The sequence below is a fragment of the Vibrio marinisediminis genome (assembly GCF_014050145.1).
Lineage (GTDB): Bacteria > Pseudomonadota > Gammaproteobacteria > Enterobacterales > Vibrionaceae > Vibrio > Vibrio marinisediminis.
This window is the reverse complement of the sequence record NZ_JACFYF010000011.1, coordinates 1-21,440: the sequence shown is the minus strand read 5'-3', so window position 1 is coordinate 21,440 and position 21,440 is coordinate 1. Positions and strand designations below refer to the sequence as shown.

Below are 21,440 nucleotides of genomic sequence, written 5' to 3'. Positions count from 1 at the left end.
TATGAAAAAAACGATTCTATCTTTATCTCTAATCAGTGCATTTAGCTGTGTTGCGGCCCCTGTAACAATGGACAGCTACGTCGTTGCCGAATCTGATTGGTACTTCACAGGCGTGCAAGAAAAAGTCGGCGTGAACAAATGGATGCATGATGATCCCGTAAGTATCGATAACCAACAAGTCATCCGTTCTAACCGTGATGTTGTGTACTCCATTGCTATCGTTGATGTGAGTAAAGGTGCAACATTTACTGTCCCTAAATCTGATGAATTTCAGATCATTCACATCATTGACGAACACCACCTATTCCACCAAGTTGTGAAAAATGGTGAAACCCTAAAAGTGACAGCTGATGACATTCAAGGTGAATATGTTTACCTACTGGCGAGAACCCGTGATAACGGTGACTACGCCGATACCAAACATCGCCAAAGTCAGTTGAAGTTTGAAGCGAACGCCGCAAGACCCTATCTTGCTAAAGGCTTTGATGCAGATGAAGTGATTGCATTCCGTGATGAGTTAGTGCGTCAGGTTAACTCCGGAGAGCAACCTATTGCCGGGCACAACGCCTTTGGAAAAACGCTAGATGATGTGGATCCTCATAACTACCTATATGCGGCAGCTTATGGATGGGGCGGACTACCTATGGATACTGCTCAATATGTTCCCCTGCAAGTCACTTCAGACGAATGCCAGACGTGGACCATTGAGAAGCCGTCTCTAGATTGGAAGAATAACGGATATCTATCTGCTACTTTCTATGGTGCTGATGGTTGGATTCATGAAAGTGATTTTTATATTCCGCACAGTGAGATGAAAGATAATGGTAATTCTTTCTCATTCACGACCAACTGCGAGCTGGGTACAGGTAATGCTACAGTAGAAAAAGGCGGTAATTTCTTAGTAAGAATGTACCTTCCAATTGATGCCGAGACCGTCAAAGAGCAAGCAGACAACATGTACAACGTAACTGGTAAGCAATAGGGTTCACAATCAATTTGGATAGTGTGCCTAGTTAAAAATAGGGGTGATCTCCTTTTGCCTTTTTGCTTATCTGAATCAATGGTCTAGTTTGACGCTAGACCATTTCTATATAATGCATTTATTTAAGAGGTTTAGGCTGGGGCATATTTAAGCTAATCGGGAAGTTCCTAAATTAGTCAATGCGCTAAATTGTTTCTGTCCAAAAACTTCTTAAGCGGTAAAGCCCAAGAAATATCTTGGGTTTGATCTAGAGAGACGACCTCCCCTCGCCCGCTCAACTCTTTCTCTATCTCTCAACTCTTTCTCTATCTCTCAACTCTTTCTCCATCTCTCAACTCTTTCTCCATCTCTCAACTCTGCATTCACAAAAAAGGGTCAGGTCTTACCTTCTGCTATTAATACAACTGACTTGTATTGCAGAAGAAAGAGCTGACCCATATGATATTGGTTAGCCGATCAGCGCTGGAATACCAGGTAATTGCCCAACAACAGCCAGTGAACCCACACACACAACAAATGCTAGTCCAGGAATAAGATATTTATCTTTTGCTGATAGCTCTTTTGCACGTTCATGGTCACCAATTAGACCCATGTTATCCAGTAACATAGTTGTTGCCCAACCAAATACTGGGTTCACGAAAGCACAAGCGAAGATACAGATACCTGCACTGAGTGAGTCTTTGTGCTTGTGGATCATCTGCATACCCGCTTCAAGCAACGGTAAAAATACACCAACAATCAGAGCAACGCGCAGTACCGGTTCCCACATGGCAAGATCCATTGGGTAGCCAATAACGGCGGCAGCAATACACATAATACCGGTTAGCAGTGCACCACCAGGGATAGGACGTTTAGCGATAGCTGCTGGGATCATGTAGGTACCCCAAGAAGAAGCTAGGTTACCACCACCAAGGAATGAACCAATACCTTGACGAATTGACGCAACCATCATGGTGTCATCTACGTCCATTAGAACGCCTTTCGCTTCTTTCGGATAGTTCAGTTCTTGGAACACGCGGTGACCAAGGTAATCAGGTGACCACATCGCAACAGCTAATAAAGCAAATGGTGTTACGGCGATGAAGTGTTCTAGATTAGGCCAGCCTAATTGCCAACCTGTGTCTTCTCCCCACCAGTAGAATGGACTGAAGTGTGGAAGCCCAGGTTCGGTCGTAAAGGCGAATTCTGCCCCTAAAACATAGGCAACAATACCAGCAATGAGAGAACACAACGGGATAGCTAACCAGCGCTTATTGACTTTAGCAAGGTAAGCGTAGACTGCTAGGGTCACGCCAATAACTGCAAACGAAATGTAGCCTTGATCGGTACTTGAAGCCCAAGCTTCGGTTTTATTGATCTGACCAATCAGACCGACAGCCCCTAAATAGATAAGCAGGCCGCCCCGAACGCCAACCCCCGTTAGTGTCATCAGTTTTGACCCACCTTTGGTATAAGCGAGGATAAAACCGAACATACAGACCATGATGCCCAAAGCCAACGGATGTCCCCCAGCAGCAGCAATCAAGGGGATCAATGGAATCATTGGGCCGTGAGTACCCGCTAAGTTAGAGTTTGGGTTCAAAATTGCAGAGAATAGGATTACAAACAGAGCACCAGCGATCAGTAGCTCATAACGCACGTTTTCTGCAACAAACTCTGGCGATAACCCAAATTGTGCCGCAAATACAGCCACCATCGCGGTTACCATGACCACTTTACCGATCGTTGCCGCTAGTGCGGGTACTAAGTCTTCAAGCTCGACACTGTAATCGCGTGAAGGTAAGTGAATACCCCAGCGGCGAAAACTCATTATTTTGAGATCGTGGTTAAGGAACTCTTCACGGTTCTCAAATTCGTGTGCATTTTTACGCATTTCCCTATAGAAGGGCTTACTTTTCTTAGACATTTCGTCTTCCTTTGTATTGAGACGAAGTTGAACTATGTCAATTAGCATTCCGCTGACACTTGGTATACTGACCTTCGATCAGTACTAGACGACATCCCAGACGCTACCAATGCCTTATCCTATTGAAAAGATAAGAAAAACATAGAACCACTTCGTTGATGAAAACAAGACAACTCTTGGGCATCTTGTCAAAAATCACGTCAAAACATTGGGGCCATACTAGGAAAGAGGTATTGTCTGATTATTGATTTCGATTAAAAAAGCATCCAATGCATTAGCTAATTGAATACTTTGTAATAAAAATGCTACTTACGACACGTTATTGACGCAAATATCAATATGCAAGGAAGTGACTAAAACGCCATGAGAATTTCTGAACACGCAGATCGAACCGAACACTTATTCGGAGTCAGAGCTGAAGATATACATCGTTGGATCGACGGCTTTTTTGATTACAATGGACAAGACCACTGCGAGACAATGGCAAAAGAAGTGGAATTTGACCCGTATTCACATCGTCGATTTCGCCATTGTAAAGAAGCCTTAGCAGAGGCGATTCTGGCGTTTGGTGACAAGTACACAAACCAACAAATCAAAGACGTTCTTGAAACGCATATTCGAGATGATTATCACGGGTATTTACCAACAAGAGCAGACTTCGAAAATAGCTCGTTCATTGCCAAATATCACGATACCAGTCACGAGGCTCAATTAGGTGACGTGCTAGACGAAAGTGAGCTAGCCGATTATTTCAATGGATTAAGCGCGGTACAAAGTGAGCAAGATTCACCGCTTAATCGATTCGGGCTACGGATCGTATTACCCACCATCAGTGCGATTATTTTGTTTGTTACCGCGATAATCTATCTTATTTTGCCTCTGGTTGAAGACTCGATGGTGGGGCAAAAACAGCAGATGCTTAAAGAGCTAACGTCTACTGCGGTAAGTGTTGTTGACCGGTATGTCGGTATGGAAAAAAGTGGCGCCCTCAGTTTAGAAGAGGCGCAACACAAGGCGGCGATTGACATTCGTTCAATGAGATACGGCCCTGAAAATAAAGACTATTTCTTTATCACTGATATGCATCCCCGCATGATCATGCACCCCTATCGAAGCGACTTAACCAACCAAGATTTAACGCACTATTATGAGAGCGGTGAAAGCTCTGATTTCCCAATTTTTGTTGAGCTCGCCAAGTTAGTAAAATCCTCCCACGAAGGTTACTTAGAGTATCTCTGGCAATGGAAAGACGACGCGACAATTACTGCGCCAAAAATGACCTATGTAGAAGGGGTAGAAGAATGGCAGTGGATAGTGGGTACAGGCGTTTACCTTGAAGATGTTCAACAAGAAATCGAGCGCCTAGAAACCACCCTTTACCGAGTGTTTGTTGCTATTACTTTGGGTTTAGCCCTGATCATGCTTTATGTCATTGCTCAATCAAAAGCGATTGAGAAAAAGAAAATGCGCGCTGAAGTTGCGTTGCATGAAGCTAAAAACCGTTACAAAGCGTTGGTTGAATCTTCCAATGAAGGCTACATTTTGGAAGCCGATGGGAAAATCGTTTTTTCGAATACACGATTACATCAACTTCTTGGATATACAGATACAGAGCTAAAATCACAGACGATTTGGCAAGAGCTGTTTTCAACTGCCGAACAAAACAAGCGAGTATTGCAACATCTGCTACAGTTGTTTACCCATGACACCGAACCAAGTGAATTTGAGGCTCAAATCGTCACTAAGAGTGGACGGGAGATTGATATTATCTTGAGTACCTCTCGTATCTTCCTCTCAGAAAAATTGGGGCACGTCATCTCTTTCCGTCCTATCGTTCGCAAAGTTTACGGCGCCAGTTTTAACTCCACGATCTCAAATTCGTCATACCATAAAACAAGCAGCAGCATAGTCGCAGATATTGAACAAGGTGAAAGCCACTCTCATGTGATTGAATCGCTAAATCGACTTACTGATTTAATTCGTGAAATGATTGCTTCGGGGACACGCCCTGAACATTTAAGAAGACTGATTGGGCAAACTTATGATGCGGCTATCTGTCGTTTTATTGAGTTGACCATCGAAGAAATCGGCGAGCCTCCGGTGCCTTTCTCATTCTTGTCTTTTGGTAGCAATGCTCGACACGACATGACGCTTTTCTCTGATCAAGACAATGCAATTGTGTTTGAAACGCCTGATGATCAAGACTTAAAAACCACTCGACGCTATTTTTTGCATTTGGCTGAAAAGGTCTGCGCTATGCTAAATCAAGCAGGTTATAGCTATTGTGATGGCTTGATTATGGCTTCCAACCATCAGTGGTGCTTAAGTGAGAAAGAATGGAGAAGCAACTTCACTCGCTGGATAGAAGAAGCGACGCCAGAAGGGATTCTAGAGCTCAACGTTTTCTTTGATATTCGCTCTACGTTTGGTAACGCGAATCTGGCTGATGGTATTCAAGCCCATATTCAAAAGCAATTAGCGATAAAGCCGGAGTTTCTACGCGTATATGCGCAAAATTGTCTCAACCATTCTATTCCATTAGACAGTGACGGACAGTTAGTCACGGAGAAAAGCGAAGGCTTTGAAGTAATAAACCTGAAAGATTGCTTAAGACCAATGGAGATTTTCTGTCGTCTCTATGCGCTCAAACATGACATTCGAGAAAGCAACACCATTGAAAGGTTAAAAGGGCTGCATGCTGTGGAAGAGATCGACGCCACAACCTACCGAGAAATGGTCTATATCTTTGATCATATCTGGCAGCTTCGTTTTATGAACCAGATCATTGAGTACAGCGATCTCAGACAAATCAACGACATGCTGACAGTCAGTGAGTTAACCGTCTTAGAGACTCAGAATCTGACCAATGTTCTGAGCCGAATTTCGATGTTTCACTCAAAAGTACAGCAAGATTTCTTGTCTTAGGCAGTAACATTCACTTTAACAGGCAGACACTCTAAAATACTATGCAACCCATAGAATCTTAGAGTGTCGCTCAGTTAAGGTTTCCATTTAGCGAAACCGACCTAGGACTGGTGAACGGAAAATCGCCGCCTCTATTCTCGCTCTCTCAGCTCTTTCTCCTTCCCTACTCTCAATTCCAGCATATGCGTTAAAGTTTCAAGCGCCCGCCAACACCGCTGCAACTGAAATTAGCCAAAATAAAATAATGACCGTTATCACACTCAGATTGCTTTGATACAAAAGTATAGTGATTGGATTTTTTTTGCTATTTCGCTTATTCAACGCATGGATTAATTTTAACTCAGAACATTAAAACCATGAGTTAAACATGATTACACAACTAACAAACGTCAATTTAATTAAACATCAACTTCAAGCAAATAATAAAAAAGAAGTGTTTGAAGAGTTGGCTCAATTACTATTAAACGACAACCGAATCAGCAATAAAGATGCCTTTTTATCAGACATCGAAACTCGTGAATCTGTCAGCGTTACATCCACTGATGGTATCGCTTACCCGCACGCTAAAAGCAAAGCAGTAATTGAACCTGCAATCGCTGTTGGTGTAATGCGTGACGGTATTGAATATGGTGACGAAGACGGTATTAAACCTACTGTATTTTTCATGATTGCTTCACCAGACAACGGCGCTGATCATCATATTTATGTACTACAAGAATTATTCGGAAAATTCAGCGATGAGTTTATCGAAGAAATTAACAATGCACAGAATGAACAACAAATTCTAAATATTTTAATCAATTCATAGGTGGATTAATTATGAGTACCCTAACAGCTCAAACTACCAATAATAAGAGTGATCTAAAAAAGACACTTAGCACTTTAAAAGGACACCTACTTTTTGGTACGTCACACATGTTGCCTTTTATCGTTGCCGGTGGTGTTCTACTTGCTCTAGCGGTAATGGCATCAGGTAAAGGCGCGGTTCCAGCAACTGGCATCTTAGCGGATATTTCTAATATCGGTATCAAAGGTCTGGTTCTATTCCCAATCATCCTTGGCGGATTCATTGGTTACTCAATCGCTGACAAACCAGCACTTGCTCCTGCGATGATTGCTTCAGGCATCATGGCTGATATGGGCGGCGGTTTCCTAGGTTGTATCGTAGCGGGTTTCATCGCAGGTGGCGTGGTTTTCCAACTTAAGAAAATTCCACTATCACCAAACATGACGGCACTTGGCGCCTACTTCATCTACCCTCTGATCGGTACACTGGTTTCTGCTGGTATCGTTCTATGGGGTATCGGTGAGCCAATCAAATTGTTCATGACGTCTATGAACGAGTTCCTAGCTTCAATGGCTGGTGCATCTAAAGTGGTTCTAGGTACTATCCTAGGTGGTATGACTGCATTCGACATGGGTGGTCCAATCAACAAAGTAGCAACGCTATTTGCCCAAACTCAAGTTGATACTCAACCATGGCTAATGGGTGGCGTTGGTATCGCAATCTGTACACCTCCTCTAGGTATGGCTCTAGCGACTTTCCTATTCAAGAAGAAATTCTCTAAAGAAGAACAAGAAGCAGGTAAAGCAGCAGCAATCATGGGTTCAATCGGTATCTCTGAAGGTGCTATCCCATTCGCAGCAAACGACCCTATGCGCGTTCTTCCTTCAATCGTAGCGGGTGGTATCGTAGGTTGTGTATTTGGCTTCCTAACAGATGTTCTACTACACGCACCATGGGGCGGTCTAATTACTGCGCCAGTATCAAGCAACATTCCAATGTACGTAGTGGGTATTGCACTAGGTTCACTAACAACGGCACTTATCGTTGGCTTCTGGAAACCAGTTGCTGAAGAAGAAGCAGAAGAAGAGCAGACAGCAGCGCCAGTTCAAGCAGCAGCGGCTCCAGCAGCAGGCGAAGGCGAGTACGACGTAGTAGCAGTAACTTGTTGCCCTTCAGGTGTAGCACACACGTTCATGGCAGCAAAAGCACTAGAAAAAGCAGGCGCAGCAGCGGGGATTAAGATCAAAGTTGAAACACAAGGTCAAAACGGCATTCAAAACCGCATTACTGACCTAGATGTTGCAAACGCGAAACTGGTTATCCTTGCGCACGACATTCAAGTGAAAGACGCACAACGATTTGCTAACTCAAAAGTAATTGAGTGTTCAACCAAAGAAGCGATGAAACAAGCAGCGACATTAATCGTAAGTTAATGACGACTCAAATTCTACCAGCTTAGTTCCGACATCTAAGCCGGAGATAACAAAAAGCCGATACTCTCACCAGTATCGGCTTTTTACGTTATTGATGCAGTTTATACTCTCTTGCCTCTGGAATCTAACCTTCTGCTCTTTGTATACCACTCCTTGCCAACAGGCTATCTACCATTGATAACGCGATTCTCTTCGCAACAATTACTACCAAAATGGCTCTAACGTTTGCTTGGTTTGGCTCAAATAATAGAGTAACAGCATTGCCTATTTAACCCTGCCTAACATGAATCAAACTCTTATTCTGAGCATTGTTGAACTCATCGAAAGCCAACTGCCTAAGCTTCTAAGCATTAACGAGATAGCCAAACAATCTGGCTACAGTCGCTCTTATATTCAACATCAATTTAAAGCAACGACAGGCTATTCCATCTCTTACTATCAGCGTGCTCGAATTTTAAGTATGGCGGCAAGTCGACTAGCAGAAGGAAAATACCGTGTTCTCGATGTCGCGATTGAATTTGGATTCGAGTCTCAAGAAGCGTTTGCTCGGGCTTTTCGCCAACATATGTCAGCCACGCCTTCCTGCTTGTTAGGACAAAACATATGGGCAGAGCGAATTCATTTTAAACGGTTGTGTGCAGAAAGAGTTCAGCAGCTCTCCACCTTACAATCACTATCAATCTCCATATTTGAACAACCAGAGACACGTTGGGGCTGTTTTGTTTTTTCAGTCAGCAGCCCACAACGCGATATTGATGTCATTTTCAATACCATCGACCTTGCTTATCGCGAGTTACTCGCCATGCCTAATGCTGAGTCCTTAACGCTGCATCGGGCACAAATACTCGAATTTCGAGAGCACAACCAAGAAGCAACAAGCACATACCCTATGTCTATTGCAGTCCCATTTGCCAAAGGAGACGCCATTCCAGGCTATCTTTTGGAAATTAGACTACCTAGTTGCCAACTAGCGGCTCTTTCGTTGCCTAGTCCAAGCTATGTGCCAGCTGTTTTTTATCCTTTAAATCAACGCCTTTATCAGGAAAAACAACATTACTTTGCGGGTTTGCCTTCTTTTTGGGATTACGACTATCAAACGGGTCAGTTGCATCACAAGTGTCAAATAGAGCCTATTGAAAACAGCCAATCAGACGCTACTTGGGATTTGTTTGATGAACACAATGAGATCAGCCTTAACCACCACTTATGCTCAACCATTTCCTGCTCAATTCCAGTGAATAAGAGAGCCGGAACTCGCAGGCTATCAACCCTACTCGAGCAATGGGACTCTTGTTATAGCAACAATGAAGATGTGTCTGTTGTTTTCCACCACCCTATGGAAAAACCCAATAGCCAGTACCATTATTCACTGGGACTTCTTTTCGCTGAGTCTAGTAAACAATTTCCGGCGGACAATGAGAATGACATTTCCTGCCAAGGGAAATATTTACTCACTCAATGGCGTGGTAACGACGTATGGCAACTGGAAAATCAACTCGAAAAATTCTATTTACGGCTCTCGCAGCATAGGCAATATCAATACCGCGTAGCACCTGAAATATTTCAGCAATTCGCGTTCAATGATGGCTACATCGAGTTTGAGCTGCTCACGCCGATTAAATACCGAAGAGCCTCAAGACAAAAATCCAGCTGGGCTGTTTGAGTCCCCTAAACCATCGCCAAAAAAGAGCCTCTGTCTCGATAAATTCGTAGGCAGAGGCTCTTTTTACACAATTAGAACTCGCTGGTCGTTAGCTAAAAATTAACCAACTGTATCGTTTGGTGTGCTTTGTCGGGATGAGCAAACTGGATTTGTGCCTTGTTTGGAGGTCCTTGCAAGGCAGGATTGTTGGAATAGCCGAAACCTTCAACCGGCATACCACTAGGTCCCATCGTCAGTTGGTTGTCATTATCATCATCTTGAAAAGCAAATATCGCATATTTACCAACTGGTATTCCTTCAATAACCACCCCTGAGTTTGCAGTCTGTGGAGAATAACCTTGAGCATGAATACTCGGCATTCCCATTAGATTGTCCTCTTCGGCATACACTAAAATCACTACCGCGCCATCACCTTGAATATTTTCAATTTTCACCGAGAGTGGTGCTAACCCCTTACTATCAGCCTCCACTACTGGCACCGCTTCAGGTGTAAAAGTTAACGACAACATCAAAGCCACCGTGATGGCACCGCCCCCTCCTAAGCTCCAACGCTTCGTTGTCGAAAAGTGCTCGCTGTGCTCTCGCATCCATACTGGAATCCAAATTGATGCCGCGCATAAAAAAACAAGCCATTCATAATGAGGTTCAAAACGTTGCGACATCAGCATCGGAGCCATTAAGTAGATCATGACGGTATGCCATGCAAATACTTGTAAAGAATGGCGCCCAATGTAACTTAGTGGTCTAAACACCAACCAATTCGGTCGAATGCGGATCAAAACAGCCGTTAGGTAGGCCCAAATAGCGATATTGAGAACACGGAACCAACCTAACTCAGGTTTATCTGCCAATGAATAAAGTATGCCTTGATGGAGTCCCCAGCGAGTGAAAGTACCGTGGTGAGCACACAAAAAGATAACCGCGATTATCGCTGCGCCAACGGCAAACGTAGCCGAGTACCAGCGAAAATTAGCCTGATTTGCGGCATAGCCAAACGCCGAGGCAACAACAAACAAAAACTGCCAAGCAAATGGGTCAAAGTAGCCAGTTTGCAATGCTAAATCAGGGAAAATCGGAGAGAGCAAACCAAGTAAGAGACTATCTGATATAGACCCACTCATACTCCATACTATGGTGCTTATCACGATCACCCCTATCATCCAACCTCGACGATAGGCAGCAACAAGCGCCGGTAGCAACAGCATATACATGATATACAGAGGAAGGATTTCAAGATAATTAGGCTTATTGATCAAGAGTGCACTCAGCACGGTAGATGACCAAGGCGCCTCGACAAGACTTGTCAAATTAGGTTGTATTACTTGCATTGCCCACGGTAAATAAGCACTGCACAAAGCAAACCAAACAAAAACAATTGCCAAGCAGACGATATGATATCGGAAGATCGTCAAAGCTCGACCCCAAGCTTTGGTTTTAACTTCGGCGTTACTTAATTTCTCTCGGCTGTAGATTGCGCCAGCCAAAAAGCCTGAAACCAAGATAAAGCATTCAGCCGCACCAAATTGTCCAAAAGGTTGTAGAGTAAAAAATTGTACGATTGAGTTACCACCGCTGATCCAAAACAAATGGTTCAACGTCATGACGATGAGCAATAGCCCTCGAATTGAGTCCAACGCAGGAATGCGTTTCATGATCAAAATCCTTCTAAAATTGAAACCAGTTATCCAAATATTTTCAGTACTTGGTTAATGGTATTTTGAAAGATTTTTCATAAATGCTTCTGACCAAATGTGCTTTCTATATGATCTGCTTCCATTTTTAATCAATGTTCTCAATGGAAACACCGTATCAAAATATGGTTAATCATATATTTCGCACACTATGTCATTGTCGAGAAGCGCCAATACAACTTCTCGACTGGCGTATTAATAACAGCAGATACGTGAGTTTACGATATAGAGCACGTAAATACTTACCCTACTATAAACCCTACTCGTCAATATAAATGGCGACTTTCCCCGCATGAATTCTGACCATCTCATGTGCGTGCATATATTCCGTAAACTTGTCTTTAATGTAGACATAAGCCGCACACAGTAGAGCGATCACGGTAAATGAAAATAGCGCGTGCATGTTAAGAAACCATGCAAAGATAGCGGCCAAAAATGCGAAAAAGGTGATCATGCGACTGCTTGTCATCACCTGACCTAACTTTTTATTCATAACTCCTCCCAAATAGAAAAGCACGAACAAACCGTAATTAGTTTGGTTAGTGGCAATCAAGTATTACTTGGCTTGCATGGTTATTATCCAACCATTATTTAGCCAAAAACCATCCTTAGATCTCAATTAGAATAAAATACGATAACAGGATTTCAATCTGAGATACCCAGCACAAAAGCCACTATGATTTGCAATCGATCAACCATATACATCAATAAAAAAATACATCGTCATCGCGATACTCGATAAGGTGACAAAATGCCTTACGTAGATTGGATTAATCTGCCTCGAAACCCGCGCTGCAACATAACCACCAATGACACTGCCCACTAACACGGCAAGACCCGGCAGCCAGGCGATGACCCCTTGTGATAGGAATATGGCAATAGCACTTAATGAAACACAACTTGAAACCAACAGCTTTAAGCCGTTCATTTGATTAATGTCGCTGTATTTCGCCAACACTAAATAGCTCAAAACAACAATACCTAAACCTGCATTAAAAAAGCCACCGTAAGCACTAACAAACAGCAGCACTCCCCCAAGGAACACCGCGGCATGTTGAGTTTGTGGTAGCTTACGGCTTAATTTTTCGCCTGCAACAAACAGTATTGTTGCGAACAACAATAGCCATGGAATGGTTTGATAAAAGAATTGCTCTGAAATATTTAAAAGTAGAAAAGCGCCACAACCACCGCCAACCAAACTCAGTAGCACAATAGGCAGCACAACCTCCGGCTGTTTAGCAATGTCTTGCCGGAAACCATAAGCCCCACTGAGATAACCAGCACTTACAGCAAAGGTGTTGGTAGCGTTTGCCCCTATTGGAGGAATACCCACAAAAAGCAACGCAGGAAAGGTAATAAAACTTCCCCCTCCGGCGACACTATTTAACACCCCACCAATAATTCCGGCAACAACGAGTAACCACCAATCCATACTGCACTCCTTTTAGTGCATGTATTCTAGTTGATAGCGCAACCCATCACTATTCAACTTTAGCCAAATCTATACCCAAGTGACTTCAAGATGCAAGATTCAGTGCCTTGCCTGTAAACCTAATAATTCTCGCTGAACTAAGCGTCTTAAGGTTACTTGGGTATAAGCGTTAATTGATAGGCAATATCACGCCAATCGTTCAGCTCTTCCCTTAATGTCTCAGTCTGCTTGGCTGTCATTAAATTGATAATCTCAACGATATAACGACGACTAATTTCCGAGTTATGTTTGGTGCGTATTTCCAATGGTAGCGAATAGTATTGTTGGGGATGATAAAGGATGTTGCGCAGCGACACCTCCAACTGATCACGTTGTGCTCTGCTTGCAAACATTTTGCCTAGTTCAACGCGAATTTGCGTCTGATATTCAAACCAAAACGGTGTCGTTACTCTTAAGTCTTGAGCCCATAACTCAACTAATGATTGCTGCTGTACCGTTAATGGACCAATCCACTCCGTTAACGTCTCTTCAATCCGTTTTTGATAGCGTATTCGAAGTTCTAACTCCGTGGTGTCGAGATATTGCTGCTTAAACTCTATATGACGTACACGCACAGTATTCATCAACTGCTCCACCTGCTCATCACTCATTTTCGCGACGATATCGACAATGGCGGGGAAAAAGTGATCAAGCAACCGTTGCGTATGCTCTCTAAGCTTTTGTTCCTGTAGCTCAAACTGCTGTTGATTTAGCGTTGCGGGCGAAAGGAGTAACAACTCATCTAACTGCGAAAGATACGCAGGAATTTCAGAGGAACGATGCCAAACAGCAGCGCTTTGAATCGATTCACTGATCAAGTTCTGCTGCCGATCATTTAGCTCAACAAAGTCTTCGACGTATTCGATTGCAATCCAATCTAAGTTGTCATAGATAAACTTCGTACCACAACCGATTAGCGTTAACGACATAAACACTACAATTAACCATCGCTTCATATCTTCCCCTGCTTAATACTCACTAGTTAGTACGAACCAACCTTTAAAAAGCACACTACCAGTTCAGCATTAAGCAAGAGCTAGTGCAATAAAAGCGAGTAATTTGACGTTTGCCTGACGATAGAGCTCCGATTGTTTTTGACAATAAAGCAAACTCCAATCAAATTAGATTCAACCAAAAATAAGCTCGAAACAAAAAACGAGTGAGGAGAAATAAATGAGTCGATACATCGTTGCCGCGACGCTTACAGCCACTTTACTTAGCGGTTGCGCCTACAACACACAGCCAGAAAAACCCGTCCCTCCAATGTGCCAACAGCAAATGATGCCAGGCAGTTGGCATGACGCCACACTAACCCCTGAAGTCCAACAAGCCGTTAATACGTTTATGGATCGCTTGAACAATACTTCACCTCTAAAAGCGGTCACTGATGTCCGAACTCAGATTGTCAATGGCACTAACTATGCGATTGAAGTTGAGTTAGCAAACGGGGAGTTTTGGCATGGTATTGTCTACCGTAATATTAGAGGTGACTACTTGATTGATAGCCTGGCAAAAGAAGGCAAACTCTGCCCTTAGCCGTATTCTGAACTCTTATCGACCAGCAAACGGGGAAACCAAGTTTACGTTTGTTGGTCATTTTAGCTAAACCGTCAGATCATACTCATACCGACATTAAGCTGGTTAAAAAACACCCTCCATTTTTTGACAACTCTGCCAATAGCGACCACATTCAATTTTGTAAAAGACAAATAGATGGTCGTAAAACGAGGGGAAAGGCATGATAAAAATACTACTGGCTATTGGCGTCAGTGCAATAGCACTTAACACCTATGCTACCGAGTCAGAAACGTCAGATCTTGCGATGAGCAAATGCAGTACTCACGAGAAATACGCAAACTGGAAAGAAACTGAGATCACCTCTGATGTTCATCAAGCACTTAATCGATTTATGCAAAATGTTGATTCGTCTTCCCCAATCAAACAAGTATTGGAAGTACGCGCACTAAATGAAGACGGCCGCTACATCGCGTTTGAAGTGGAATTAGAAGATGGTGAAATTTGGCATGGAACCATTCACCACAATCCACGCGGTGATTATTTAGTCGACAGCATTCCCCATAAAGGCAAACTCTGCCCTTAACTCGTCTCATTTTAGCGATTATTAGACCCAATAGATTAGCCGCTATCAGTCAACCAGTATTATGGCGTATTACAATTGCCATAATACTGGATACCTATGTTACAACGAATTTTGTACTAGCCTAATTTCAACCATGCACGTGGTAAACTGATAGCCAAACCAACTCACTATACCGAGAAATTTAGGCCCATCTTCAAGTAAATAATGCCATGTAAAATAGGTGTCTGGAACCATATCAATCAATACTGATATTGCTAACCCCACAAAGAAAAAAAGCAATAGCGTAATATCTCGGCTTAATATTCTTCCTCTAAATGCGACAACGTAATAAAGCAGTAGAAATGCGTAGAATATAAGTACTATTTTTTCATTCAACCCCAAAAGCTTGGGAAATATCCACTCATGCAACATGAATAAATCATCAAACAAAAACGCACAACTGATTATTGCCCCCAACAAAATAAAACGGTTTCTTGCACGGTCAATGCTGCTATTTTTTAATAAACAGTAGGTAAAAATACAGACGGAGCCAGAGAAAGCCCAAAGGACAATACCTAGATTTGAGATTGCTCCGGTGAAAGGATGTTGACCAGTCGATGACAAGGGGTCTTGCGTCAATACGGAGATTGGCACCCCCATTTTCACACTGACAACAACAGCACCAACCAAGATGCATAAAGCTGGAAGATAAAGAAACGAAAGCGTTTTCTTGGTGGGGTTGAACCACTGTCTTATGTCAATATACATTTTCACCTAAACTTTATTATTAGAATATCTGCTAATTTATTTAATCTAGAATATTAAATAAATTTATCTTGCGTAGTTTCCAAGCAACATGCAGCGCAATAATATTCAGTTACAGTTCAATGTCTAGAGTAAAGCTACAAAGTGAAATACAAACACTGCCTCGTTCAAAATATGAGATAACAATCACTCTCATAGTTGAGAATTGACAAAATAACCCCCTATCTATGGCGATGCTTATTGAAAAATTGGTTATTAACTTTCAAAAGATAAAACAATTTATTTGTATACCATTCGTTATGTAATCAAAAAAAACGCTGCCATGGGCAGCGCTTTTCAATTCTATTCACTTAATCAATGTACTGGCGTGTCAGATTTGCTGTAAAACTGACCAAAATATTGCTCTAGTACTTCAGGTGTAAGTTCACCCGCTTCTTCTAAACGCTTAAGCTCAGCCGCTATCGCTTTCTGTTCTTCAATAGAAGGCAATTTCACTTCTGGCTCATCAGCCATTTCTTGTGACAGTGCCTCTAGCTCTTTCTCAAAATCATTCATGGTGGTACTTACCTATAAACATCAAATCTCGGGTAAGTTTACTCATTTCATGACACTTATTCTAGGCTAACCTTACTCATGCCATCGCTATACCATTATTCAGCTGTAGCACATCAAACAAAACTAAGCACCCATTTCAACACCCTTTAACCTTCGGCAAAAGCCGTCTAATTCTCGTTTAGTTATTCAGGGAAAACTGCTGGTAAGTTCATCTAATCGAACTGGTTTTAAACAGCATTGATTTATTACCGTTACTATTGCGTAAAATAATGGAAAGACAGCCCATTTTTCGTACTTTTACTATTGCTTAACTAGCTGATTATGATATCAAATCATCCTTGATATGTTTGGTGCAAAACATCATCATAGTTTTTCAAAGCGGCATGCGCTAATTACAGAATTTAATGTTCAATTATTCTGAAGTAAAATCGCTCCTAAATGTAAGGAGTAAATGACGGAGTATAAGTACCTGATGACATCGACAGCATTTACCAATCTACGTGAGCATCTCGAAAGCCAAGTAGTCGGCCAGCAAGAGTTGGTTAAGCAGTTACTTGTCGCCCTATTGGCGGACGGTCATATTTTAGTTGAGGGTCCCCCGGGGTTGGCAAAAACAAGAGCTGTGAAGTCCTTAGCTGATTGTATCGAAGGTGATTTTCATCGCGTTCAATTTACCCCAGACTTGTTACCCGCCGATCTCACAGGAACGGACATTTTCCGCCCAGAATCTGGCGAGTTTACATTTCAAGCCGGCCCTATTTTTAATTCGCTTATTCTTGCCGATGAAATAAACCGTGCACCCGCTAAAGTTCAAGCCGCCATGCTAGAAGCAATGGCAGAGAAGCAGATCACCGCAGGGCGACAAACGTATAAACTTCCTGAATTGTTCTTAGTAATGGCAACGCAGAACCCAATTGAGCAAGAAGGAACATACCCATTACCCGAAGCGCAATTAGATCGATTTTTATTGCATCTCAATGTTGAGTACCCTGATGCGCAAAGTGAACTCGCTATCTTGCGCTTAAACAGAGGGGAAGCTATGGGTGAATGCGGGGCAACGCCGCCATGTTTGACTCAAGAACTCATTTTTCAAGCTCGACAAGAAGTATTAAACATTCACATGGCTGAAGGGGTTGAGCAATACATCGTGCGTCTAATTATGGCGACAAGACAACCTCATCAATACGATACTTCACTCGCGGATTGGATAGAGATCGGTGTTAGCCCAAGAGCCACCATTGCCCTTGATCGCTGTGCAAGAGCGCATGCATGGTTAGCCGGCAGAGATTTTGTTTCCCCAGAAGATGTTCAAGCGATGATTTATCCAGTGCTTCGCCACCGCTTGATGCTCACTTATCATGCTCAAGCCGAGGGCATCACCCCAAATCAAGTGATCGATAAATTGCTTTCATTAGTTGGAAGTGCGTAGGGTTTGCCGATGAAAAGCGAATTTGTCCCATTTTCGAACGGTGTCGATTTGTCCTTAGACGAACTACTCTACTATCAAAAGCAAAGTGTGAAGTGGTTACCTCCGGCAAAAAGTCTCTGGTCGCAGATGTTGGGGCAACACCAAAGCCGCCAACTGGGACGCGGTATGGATTTTAGTGAAGTGCGTCAATACCAAGCTGGCGATGATATTCGCGCGATTGATTGGCGTGTTACAGCTCGAACGGGAAAAACACACACCAAGCTATTTTCCGAAGAACGAGAAAAACCGTTAGTACTCTACTTGGATTTGAGCCCTAGCATGCTATTTGGCTCAAAGTTGATGCTGAAATCTGTCTTGATGGCGCATATGGCAAGCCTTATCGCTTGGCTCACTGTCGCGCAACGAGACAGGATTGGTGCGCTGATTGATACCGGTTCACAGTTAATCGAGTTAAAACCAACCAGTCGTAATCGAGGTCCACTACTCATTTTGCAAAAGCTTGTCACATTGCATGCGCAATTGTTATCGCAGCCGCGAGTAACGAAGCCGCATAGTTTTCAACCAGCAATACAAGCATTGCGTCGACTAGCGCCTAAAGGAGGACAGGTAGTATTCATTAGTGACTTTGTGCGCCTCAATGAACAAGAGAAACAGTCACTGTCACAATTAAGACAACACAATAGCGTTCGCTTTATTCATATTTCCGACCCTCTTGAAGCTGGTTTAACCCAATTTAGAGGCACCGAAAAAGTAACCGATGGGATCCGAAACCAGTGGTTAGATTTTTCATCAAAACAATCTCGCCAACAACTTGAATTGGCGTTTAATCATCAACAACAAGGCTTAAAAACACTTGCACAAAAAACAGGGATGAGTTTTTGCGCCTTGAGCAGTGATCAACCACTGCTAAACCAAATTTCTGGATGAATGTATGACCAGCACTAACAACGAATCAATTCTACCGCTTCAAGATATGGCTTTGCCGCAAATCCCTGACTGGTTTCCACTCGCATGGGGATGGTGGGCGTCGCTCGCTGGTATTGTACTCATCTTCGCCTTACTGCTTTTCTACCTTCGTTGGAAAAAGAAGCGTCTTGCACCTAAAAAGACCGCATTGCATTTAATCCCTAAAGAGAAACCTGCTGCGGCACTTGAGCTCGTTCGCCAAGTTGCGCTTTGCTACTACCCTCGTGAGCATATTGCCCAACTCACAGGCAAAGATTGGTATATTTTCTTAGACTCACAAGTCTCAACGCCAATTTTTGAACAAAACTATGAGCAATGGCAAAGCGTTCTGTATAGCAAAGAAGCCATTCTAAATAGCGAACAGTTAGTGCAAGACTGTTACCAATGGGTAGAACAAGCTCTACCGCCAAAGAAAAGGAGAGCATGATTGGCTAATTTAGAGTTTATTTGGTGGCCGATGTTCTTGCTAGTACCTTTGCCTTTGGTAGCCTATTTTCTGCTTCCTGCGGCAAAGGCGGCTGCACCACTCTATTTACCTTATCTGCCGACTCAAACGTCGCAAAATATCGCCAATAACAGCACTGCGATAAAAGTCCTCGCGGGATGTGTTTGGGTTGCGTTGCTATGCGCCGCTGCGCGCCCCGTTTGGTACGGCGAGCCTGTCATTCATCAACCAGAGCATCGCGATATGATGCTGGTCGTTGACTTGTCAGGCTCCATGAGCCAAGAAGATATGCTCTATAACGGCGATTATATTGATCGTCTTAGTGCCGTAAAACATGTTTTAAGCGATTTTATCGAGCAAAGAAGTGGTGACCGACTCGGTTTGGTATTTTTTGCCGATCACGCCTATTTGCAAACGCCACTCACACTCGACCGCCACGCTATTGCGCAGCAACTACAACAAATAGTGCTCAATATTATTGGTTCAAAAACCGCCATCGGTGAAGGGATAGGGCTCGCAACTAAAACGTTCGTTGACAGCGACGCGCCGCAACGGGTGATTGTGTTACTTAGTGACGGCAGCAACACCGCAGGTGTATTAGACCCGTTAGAAGCGGCGAAAATTGCCAAAAAGTACGGTGCTACTATTTACACGGTTGGTGTCGGTGCGGGAGAAATGGAAGTGAAGCAATTCCTTTTTACTCGCAAAGTAAACACAGCTCAAGATCTTGACGAAGTGACGCTAAAACAAATCGCTGAGTTAACTGGCGGCACCTATTTTCGCGCCCGAAATAGCGATGACCTAGAGAGAATCTATCAAACAATTAATCAACTAGAACCCATAAGCCAAGCCACGCAAACATGGCGACCACAGCAAGAATGGTTCCGTTTTCCTCTCGCCACGGCACTTTTGCTTGGGTGTGTGCTCATTATAGTGAGAAGAAATCATGTCTGAATTTGTTTTTCTCTACCCTGCATGGTTTTGGGCTTTAATACCGATTGCCGCGATGGCAATGTGGCTGCTAAGACGTAAGCGTCATCAAAGCCTCATTGCGCCACATCTCGCAAAAGCGATGGGGACCAGTTCGAGCCACTCGACTAAAAATGTTGCTCAACTGTTCGCGATAACAGCGAGTATCACCATAGTCGCCCTTGCAGGACCAAGCTTTTCCAAAATCGAGCGACCTAGCTATAGTAATTCAAGCGCACGCATTCTGATCATGGACATGTCTCTTTCGATGTATGCCAATGACATAAAGCCCAACCGACTTGCTATATCTCGTTATAAAGCCATTGACCTACTCAAATTATGGCGTGACGGACAAACCGGTCTGGTTGTCTATTCTGGTGACGCCTATTTGGCGAGTCCACTCACAAGCGATAGCAACACTCTCGCCAGCATCGTTCCCAACCTATCGCCGCAGATTATGCCTTATCAAGGTGCGAACGCTATTTCTGCTATTCAGCTAGCACTTGATACCATCACTAGTGCTGGATTTGCTCAAGCAGAGATCATTCTGTTTAGTGATGACATTGACGTGGCAGAAGTCAATGAAATAGAACAAATGGTCAACGACGCAGGTTATCGACTCATTATCCTAGGTATTGGCACTCAATCAGGTGCCCCCATCCAATTAGAAGATGGCTCGCTTATGCGCACCAATGAGGGTGCGACACCCGTGGCGAAAGTGCCTTTTAAACTGATGCAGCAATTGGCGCAATCAACAAATGGCATTTTTGTTCCCGTACAACCGGACAATAGCGATATCGAAACGATAGCCAAATTAACCAATCAAGTGACTGACGCGCAAGCAAACCCAAACAGTCATACGATCAGCGACCGAGCTAATCATGGTTACTGGCTAATTTTGCTATTACTTTTACCCACCTTGTCGATATTTCGTCGTGGAGCGATTATTTCTGTCACTCTCGTTTTCATGATGGTCTCATACCCAAAACCAGTGCTGGCGAATCCGTTTGCTACTAATGATCAACTGGGTTATCAGATGTTTGAGAAACAAGAGTACCAGAAAGCCGCTGATACATTTGAAGATACCCGCTGGAAAGGGATCAGCCAGTACTACTCTGGAGACTACTCAGCCGCGATTCACTCTCTCAAAAACTTTGACGATATCGATAGCCGTTACAACCTCGCTAACGCCTATGCGCAGAGCGGTGAATTTGACCAAGCCATTGGGCTATATCAGCAAGTACTCAACACAGATCCAAACTACCAAGATGCCCGCACCAATCTTGATATCGTTAAGCAGGCGCAACAGCAACAGCAACAGCAACAGCAACAGCAACAGCAACAGCAACAGCAACAGCAACAGCAACAGCAAC

General features: G+C 43.3%; 19 protein-coding genes. 12 read left to right on the top strand and 7 right to left on the bottom strand.

Annotated features, from left to right (window positions below):
• Position 1: 1 nt before the first annotated feature.
• Positions 2-982 (top strand): DUF1254 domain-containing protein, encoded by a 981-nt coding sequence (locus tag H2O73_RS15425; protein WP_182109765.1) that lies wholly within the window; start codon positions 2-4, stop codon positions 980-982.
• Between the two features lie 448 nt (positions 983-1,430).
• On the opposite strand, the gene H2O73_RS15420 is transcribed toward H2O73_RS15425, so the two are convergent.
• On the bottom strand, positions 1,431-2,888 hold the full coding sequence (locus H2O73_RS15420; protein WP_182109764.1) for a DUF3360 family protein: 1,458 nt from the start codon (positions 2,886-2,888) through the stop codon (positions 1,431-1,433).
• Positions 2,889-3,251: 363 nt separating this feature from the next.
• Here H2O73_RS15420 and H2O73_RS15415 point away from each other — a divergent pair, with 363 nt between their 5' ends.
• From H2O73_RS15415 to H2O73_RS15400, 4 genes are all read left to right on the top strand, one after another.
• Positions 3,252-5,813 carry a DUF294 nucleotidyltransferase-like domain-containing protein gene (locus H2O73_RS15415; protein ID WP_182109763.1) on the top strand — a complete coding sequence of 854 codons (2,562 nt, stop codon included), beginning with the start codon at positions 3,252-3,254 and terminating at the stop codon, positions 5,811-5,813.
• Between the two features lie 367 nt (positions 5,814-6,180).
• Positions 6,181-6,621, top strand: a complete 441-nt coding sequence (locus H2O73_RS15410; RefSeq protein ID WP_182109762.1) for a PTS sugar transporter subunit IIA — start codon at positions 6,181-6,183, stop codon at positions 6,619-6,621.
• Between the two features lie 11 nt (positions 6,622-6,632).
• Positions 6,633-8,033 (top strand): PTS fructose transporter subunit IIBC, encoded by a 1,401-nt coding sequence (locus H2O73_RS15405; protein WP_182109761.1) that lies wholly within the window; start codon positions 6,633-6,635, stop codon positions 8,031-8,033.
• Between the two features lie 283 nt (positions 8,034-8,316).
• A complete protein-coding gene (locus H2O73_RS15400) occupies positions 8,317-9,696 on the top strand; it encodes a helix-turn-helix domain-containing protein (protein WP_182109760.1) in 1,380 nt (459 codons plus the stop codon).
• Positions 9,697-9,788: 92 nt separating this feature from the next.
• Here H2O73_RS15400 and opgC read toward each other — a convergent pair whose 3' ends face one another.
• From opgC to H2O73_RS15380, 4 genes are all read right to left on the bottom strand, one after another.
• Positions 9,789-11,348, bottom strand: coding sequence for an OpgC domain-containing protein (opgC, locus tag H2O73_RS15395; protein WP_182109759.1), 1,560 nt, complete (start codon positions 11,346-11,348; stop codon positions 9,789-9,791).
• A gap of 298 nt (positions 11,349-11,646) precedes the next feature.
• Positions 11,647-11,880 carry a hypothetical protein gene (locus tag H2O73_RS15390; RefSeq protein ID WP_182109899.1) on the bottom strand — a complete coding sequence of 78 codons (234 nt, stop codon included), beginning with the start codon at positions 11,878-11,880 and terminating at the stop codon, positions 11,647-11,649.
• A 198-nt stretch (positions 11,881-12,078) separates the two neighbouring features.
• Positions 12,079-12,819, bottom strand: a complete 741-nt coding sequence (locus H2O73_RS15385) for a sulfite exporter TauE/SafE family protein (protein WP_182109758.1) — start codon at positions 12,817-12,819, stop codon at positions 12,079-12,081.
• Between the two features lie 152 nt (positions 12,820-12,971).
• Positions 12,972-13,814: a DUF6279 family lipoprotein gene (locus H2O73_RS15380; RefSeq protein WP_182109757.1), complete on the bottom strand. Its 843-nt coding sequence runs from the start codon at positions 13,812-13,814 to the stop codon at positions 12,972-12,974.
• A 217-nt stretch (positions 13,815-14,031) separates the two neighbouring features.
• Between H2O73_RS15380 and H2O73_RS15375 the strand changes: the two genes are divergently transcribed.
• Together H2O73_RS15375 and H2O73_RS15370 are read left to right on the top strand one after the other, a co-directional pair.
• Complete coding sequence (locus tag H2O73_RS15375; protein ID WP_182109756.1) at positions 14,032-14,394, top strand: cystatin domain-containing protein; 363 nt, start codon at positions 14,032-14,034, stop codon at positions 14,392-14,394.
• A gap of 202 nt (positions 14,395-14,596) precedes the next feature.
• Positions 14,597-14,959 (top strand): hypothetical protein, encoded by a 363-nt coding sequence (locus tag H2O73_RS15370; protein ID WP_182109755.1) that lies wholly within the window; start codon positions 14,597-14,599, stop codon positions 14,957-14,959.
• Positions 14,960-15,058: 99 nt separating this feature from the next.
• Here the strand turns inward: H2O73_RS15370 and H2O73_RS15365 are convergent, their stop codons facing one another.
• Together H2O73_RS15365 and H2O73_RS15360 are read right to left on the bottom strand one after the other, a co-directional pair.
• Positions 15,059-15,706, bottom strand: a complete 648-nt coding sequence (locus tag H2O73_RS15365; RefSeq protein ID WP_182109754.1) for a DUF8692 domain-containing protein — start codon at positions 15,704-15,706, stop codon at positions 15,059-15,061.
• Positions 15,707-16,057: 351 nt separating this feature from the next.
• Positions 16,058-16,258 carry a restriction endonuclease subunit S domain-containing protein gene (locus H2O73_RS15360; RefSeq protein ID WP_182109753.1) on the bottom strand — a complete coding sequence of 67 codons (201 nt, stop codon included), beginning with the start codon at positions 16,256-16,258 and terminating at the stop codon, positions 16,058-16,060.
• A gap of 472 nt (positions 16,259-16,730) precedes the next feature.
• Between H2O73_RS15360 and H2O73_RS15355 the strand changes: the two genes are divergently transcribed.
• From H2O73_RS15355 to H2O73_RS15335, 5 genes are all read left to right on the top strand, one after another.
• Positions 16,731-17,687 (top strand): AAA family ATPase, encoded by a 957-nt coding sequence (locus tag H2O73_RS15355; protein ID WP_182109891.1) that lies wholly within the window; start codon positions 16,731-16,733, stop codon positions 17,685-17,687.
• 9 nt (positions 17,688-17,696) lie between these two features.
• Complete coding sequence (locus H2O73_RS15350) at positions 17,697-18,614, top strand: DUF58 domain-containing protein (RefSeq protein WP_182109752.1); 918 nt, start codon at positions 17,697-17,699, stop codon at positions 18,612-18,614.
• A gap of 4 nt (positions 18,615-18,618) precedes the next feature.
• The gene (locus tag H2O73_RS15345; RefSeq protein ID WP_182109751.1) at positions 18,619-19,080 is read left to right on the top strand and encodes a DUF4381 domain-containing protein; all 462 of its coding nucleotides are present in this window, start codon (positions 18,619-18,621) and stop codon (positions 19,078-19,080) included.
• Complete coding sequence (locus tag H2O73_RS15340; protein WP_182109750.1) at positions 19,081-20,052, top strand: vWA domain-containing protein; 972 nt, start codon at positions 19,081-19,083, stop codon at positions 20,050-20,052. It begins immediately after the preceding gene.
• Positions 20,045-21,440 (top strand): VWA domain-containing protein (locus H2O73_RS15335; protein ID WP_182109749.1); only part of this gene is annotated, 1,396 nt, incomplete at its 3' end. The genes H2O73_RS15340 and H2O73_RS15335, both read left to right, overlap by 8 nt.

Excerpts from the sequence above, each read along its gene's own strand:
- H2O73_RS15365 (WP_182109754.1), bottom strand. The coding sequence starts at position 15,706 with ATGTATATTGACATAAGACAGTGGTTCAACCCCACCAAGAAAACGCTT.
- H2O73_RS15400 (WP_182109760.1), top strand. The coding sequence starts at position 8,317 with ATGAATCAAACTCTTATTCTGAGCATTGTTGAACTCATCGAAAGCCAA.
- H2O73_RS15360 (WP_182109753.1), bottom strand. The coding sequence starts at position 16,258 with ATGAATGATTTTGAGAAAGAGCTAGAGGCACTGTCACAAGAAATGGCT.
- H2O73_RS15375 (WP_182109756.1), top strand. The coding sequence starts at position 14,032 with ATGAGTCGATACATCGTTGCCGCGACGCTTACAGCCACTTTACTTAGC.
- H2O73_RS15390 (WP_182109899.1), bottom strand. The coding sequence starts at position 11,880 with ATGAATAAAAAGTTAGGTCAGGTGATGACAAGCAGTCGCATGATCACC.
- H2O73_RS15355 (WP_182109891.1), top strand. The coding sequence starts at position 16,731 with ATGACATCGACAGCATTTACCAATCTACGTGAGCATCTCGAAAGCCAA.
- H2O73_RS15350 (WP_182109752.1), top strand. The coding sequence starts at position 17,697 with ATGAAAAGCGAATTTGTCCCATTTTCGAACGGTGTCGATTTGTCCTTA.
- opgC (WP_182109759.1), bottom strand. The coding sequence starts at position 11,348 with ATGAAACGCATTCCTGCGTTGGACTCAATTCGAGGGCTATTGCTCATC.
- H2O73_RS15385 (WP_182109758.1), bottom strand. The coding sequence starts at position 12,819 with ATGGATTGGTGGTTACTCGTTGTTGCCGGAATTATTGGTGGGGTGTTA.
- H2O73_RS15345 (WP_182109751.1), top strand. The coding sequence starts at position 18,619 with ATGACCAGCACTAACAACGAATCAATTCTACCGCTTCAAGATATGGCT.
- H2O73_RS15415 (WP_182109763.1), top strand. The coding sequence starts at position 3,252 with ATGAGAATTTCTGAACACGCAGATCGAACCGAACACTTATTCGGAGTC.
- H2O73_RS15425 (WP_182109765.1), top strand. The coding sequence starts at position 2 with ATGAAAAAAACGATTCTATCTTTATCTCTAATCAGTGCATTTAGCTGT.
- H2O73_RS15405 (WP_182109761.1), top strand. The coding sequence starts at position 6,633 with ATGAGTACCCTAACAGCTCAAACTACCAATAATAAGAGTGATCTAAAA.
- H2O73_RS15410 (WP_182109762.1), top strand. The coding sequence starts at position 6,181 with ATGATTACACAACTAACAAACGTCAATTTAATTAAACATCAACTTCAA.
- H2O73_RS15370 (WP_182109755.1), top strand. The coding sequence starts at position 14,597 with ATGATAAAAATACTACTGGCTATTGGCGTCAGTGCAATAGCACTTAAC.
- H2O73_RS15420 (WP_182109764.1), bottom strand. The coding sequence starts at position 2,888 with ATGTCTAAGAAAAGTAAGCCCTTCTATAGGGAAATGCGTAAAAATGCA.
- H2O73_RS15380 (WP_182109757.1), bottom strand. The coding sequence starts at position 13,814 with ATGAAGCGATGGTTAATTGTAGTGTTTATGTCGTTAACGCTAATCGGT.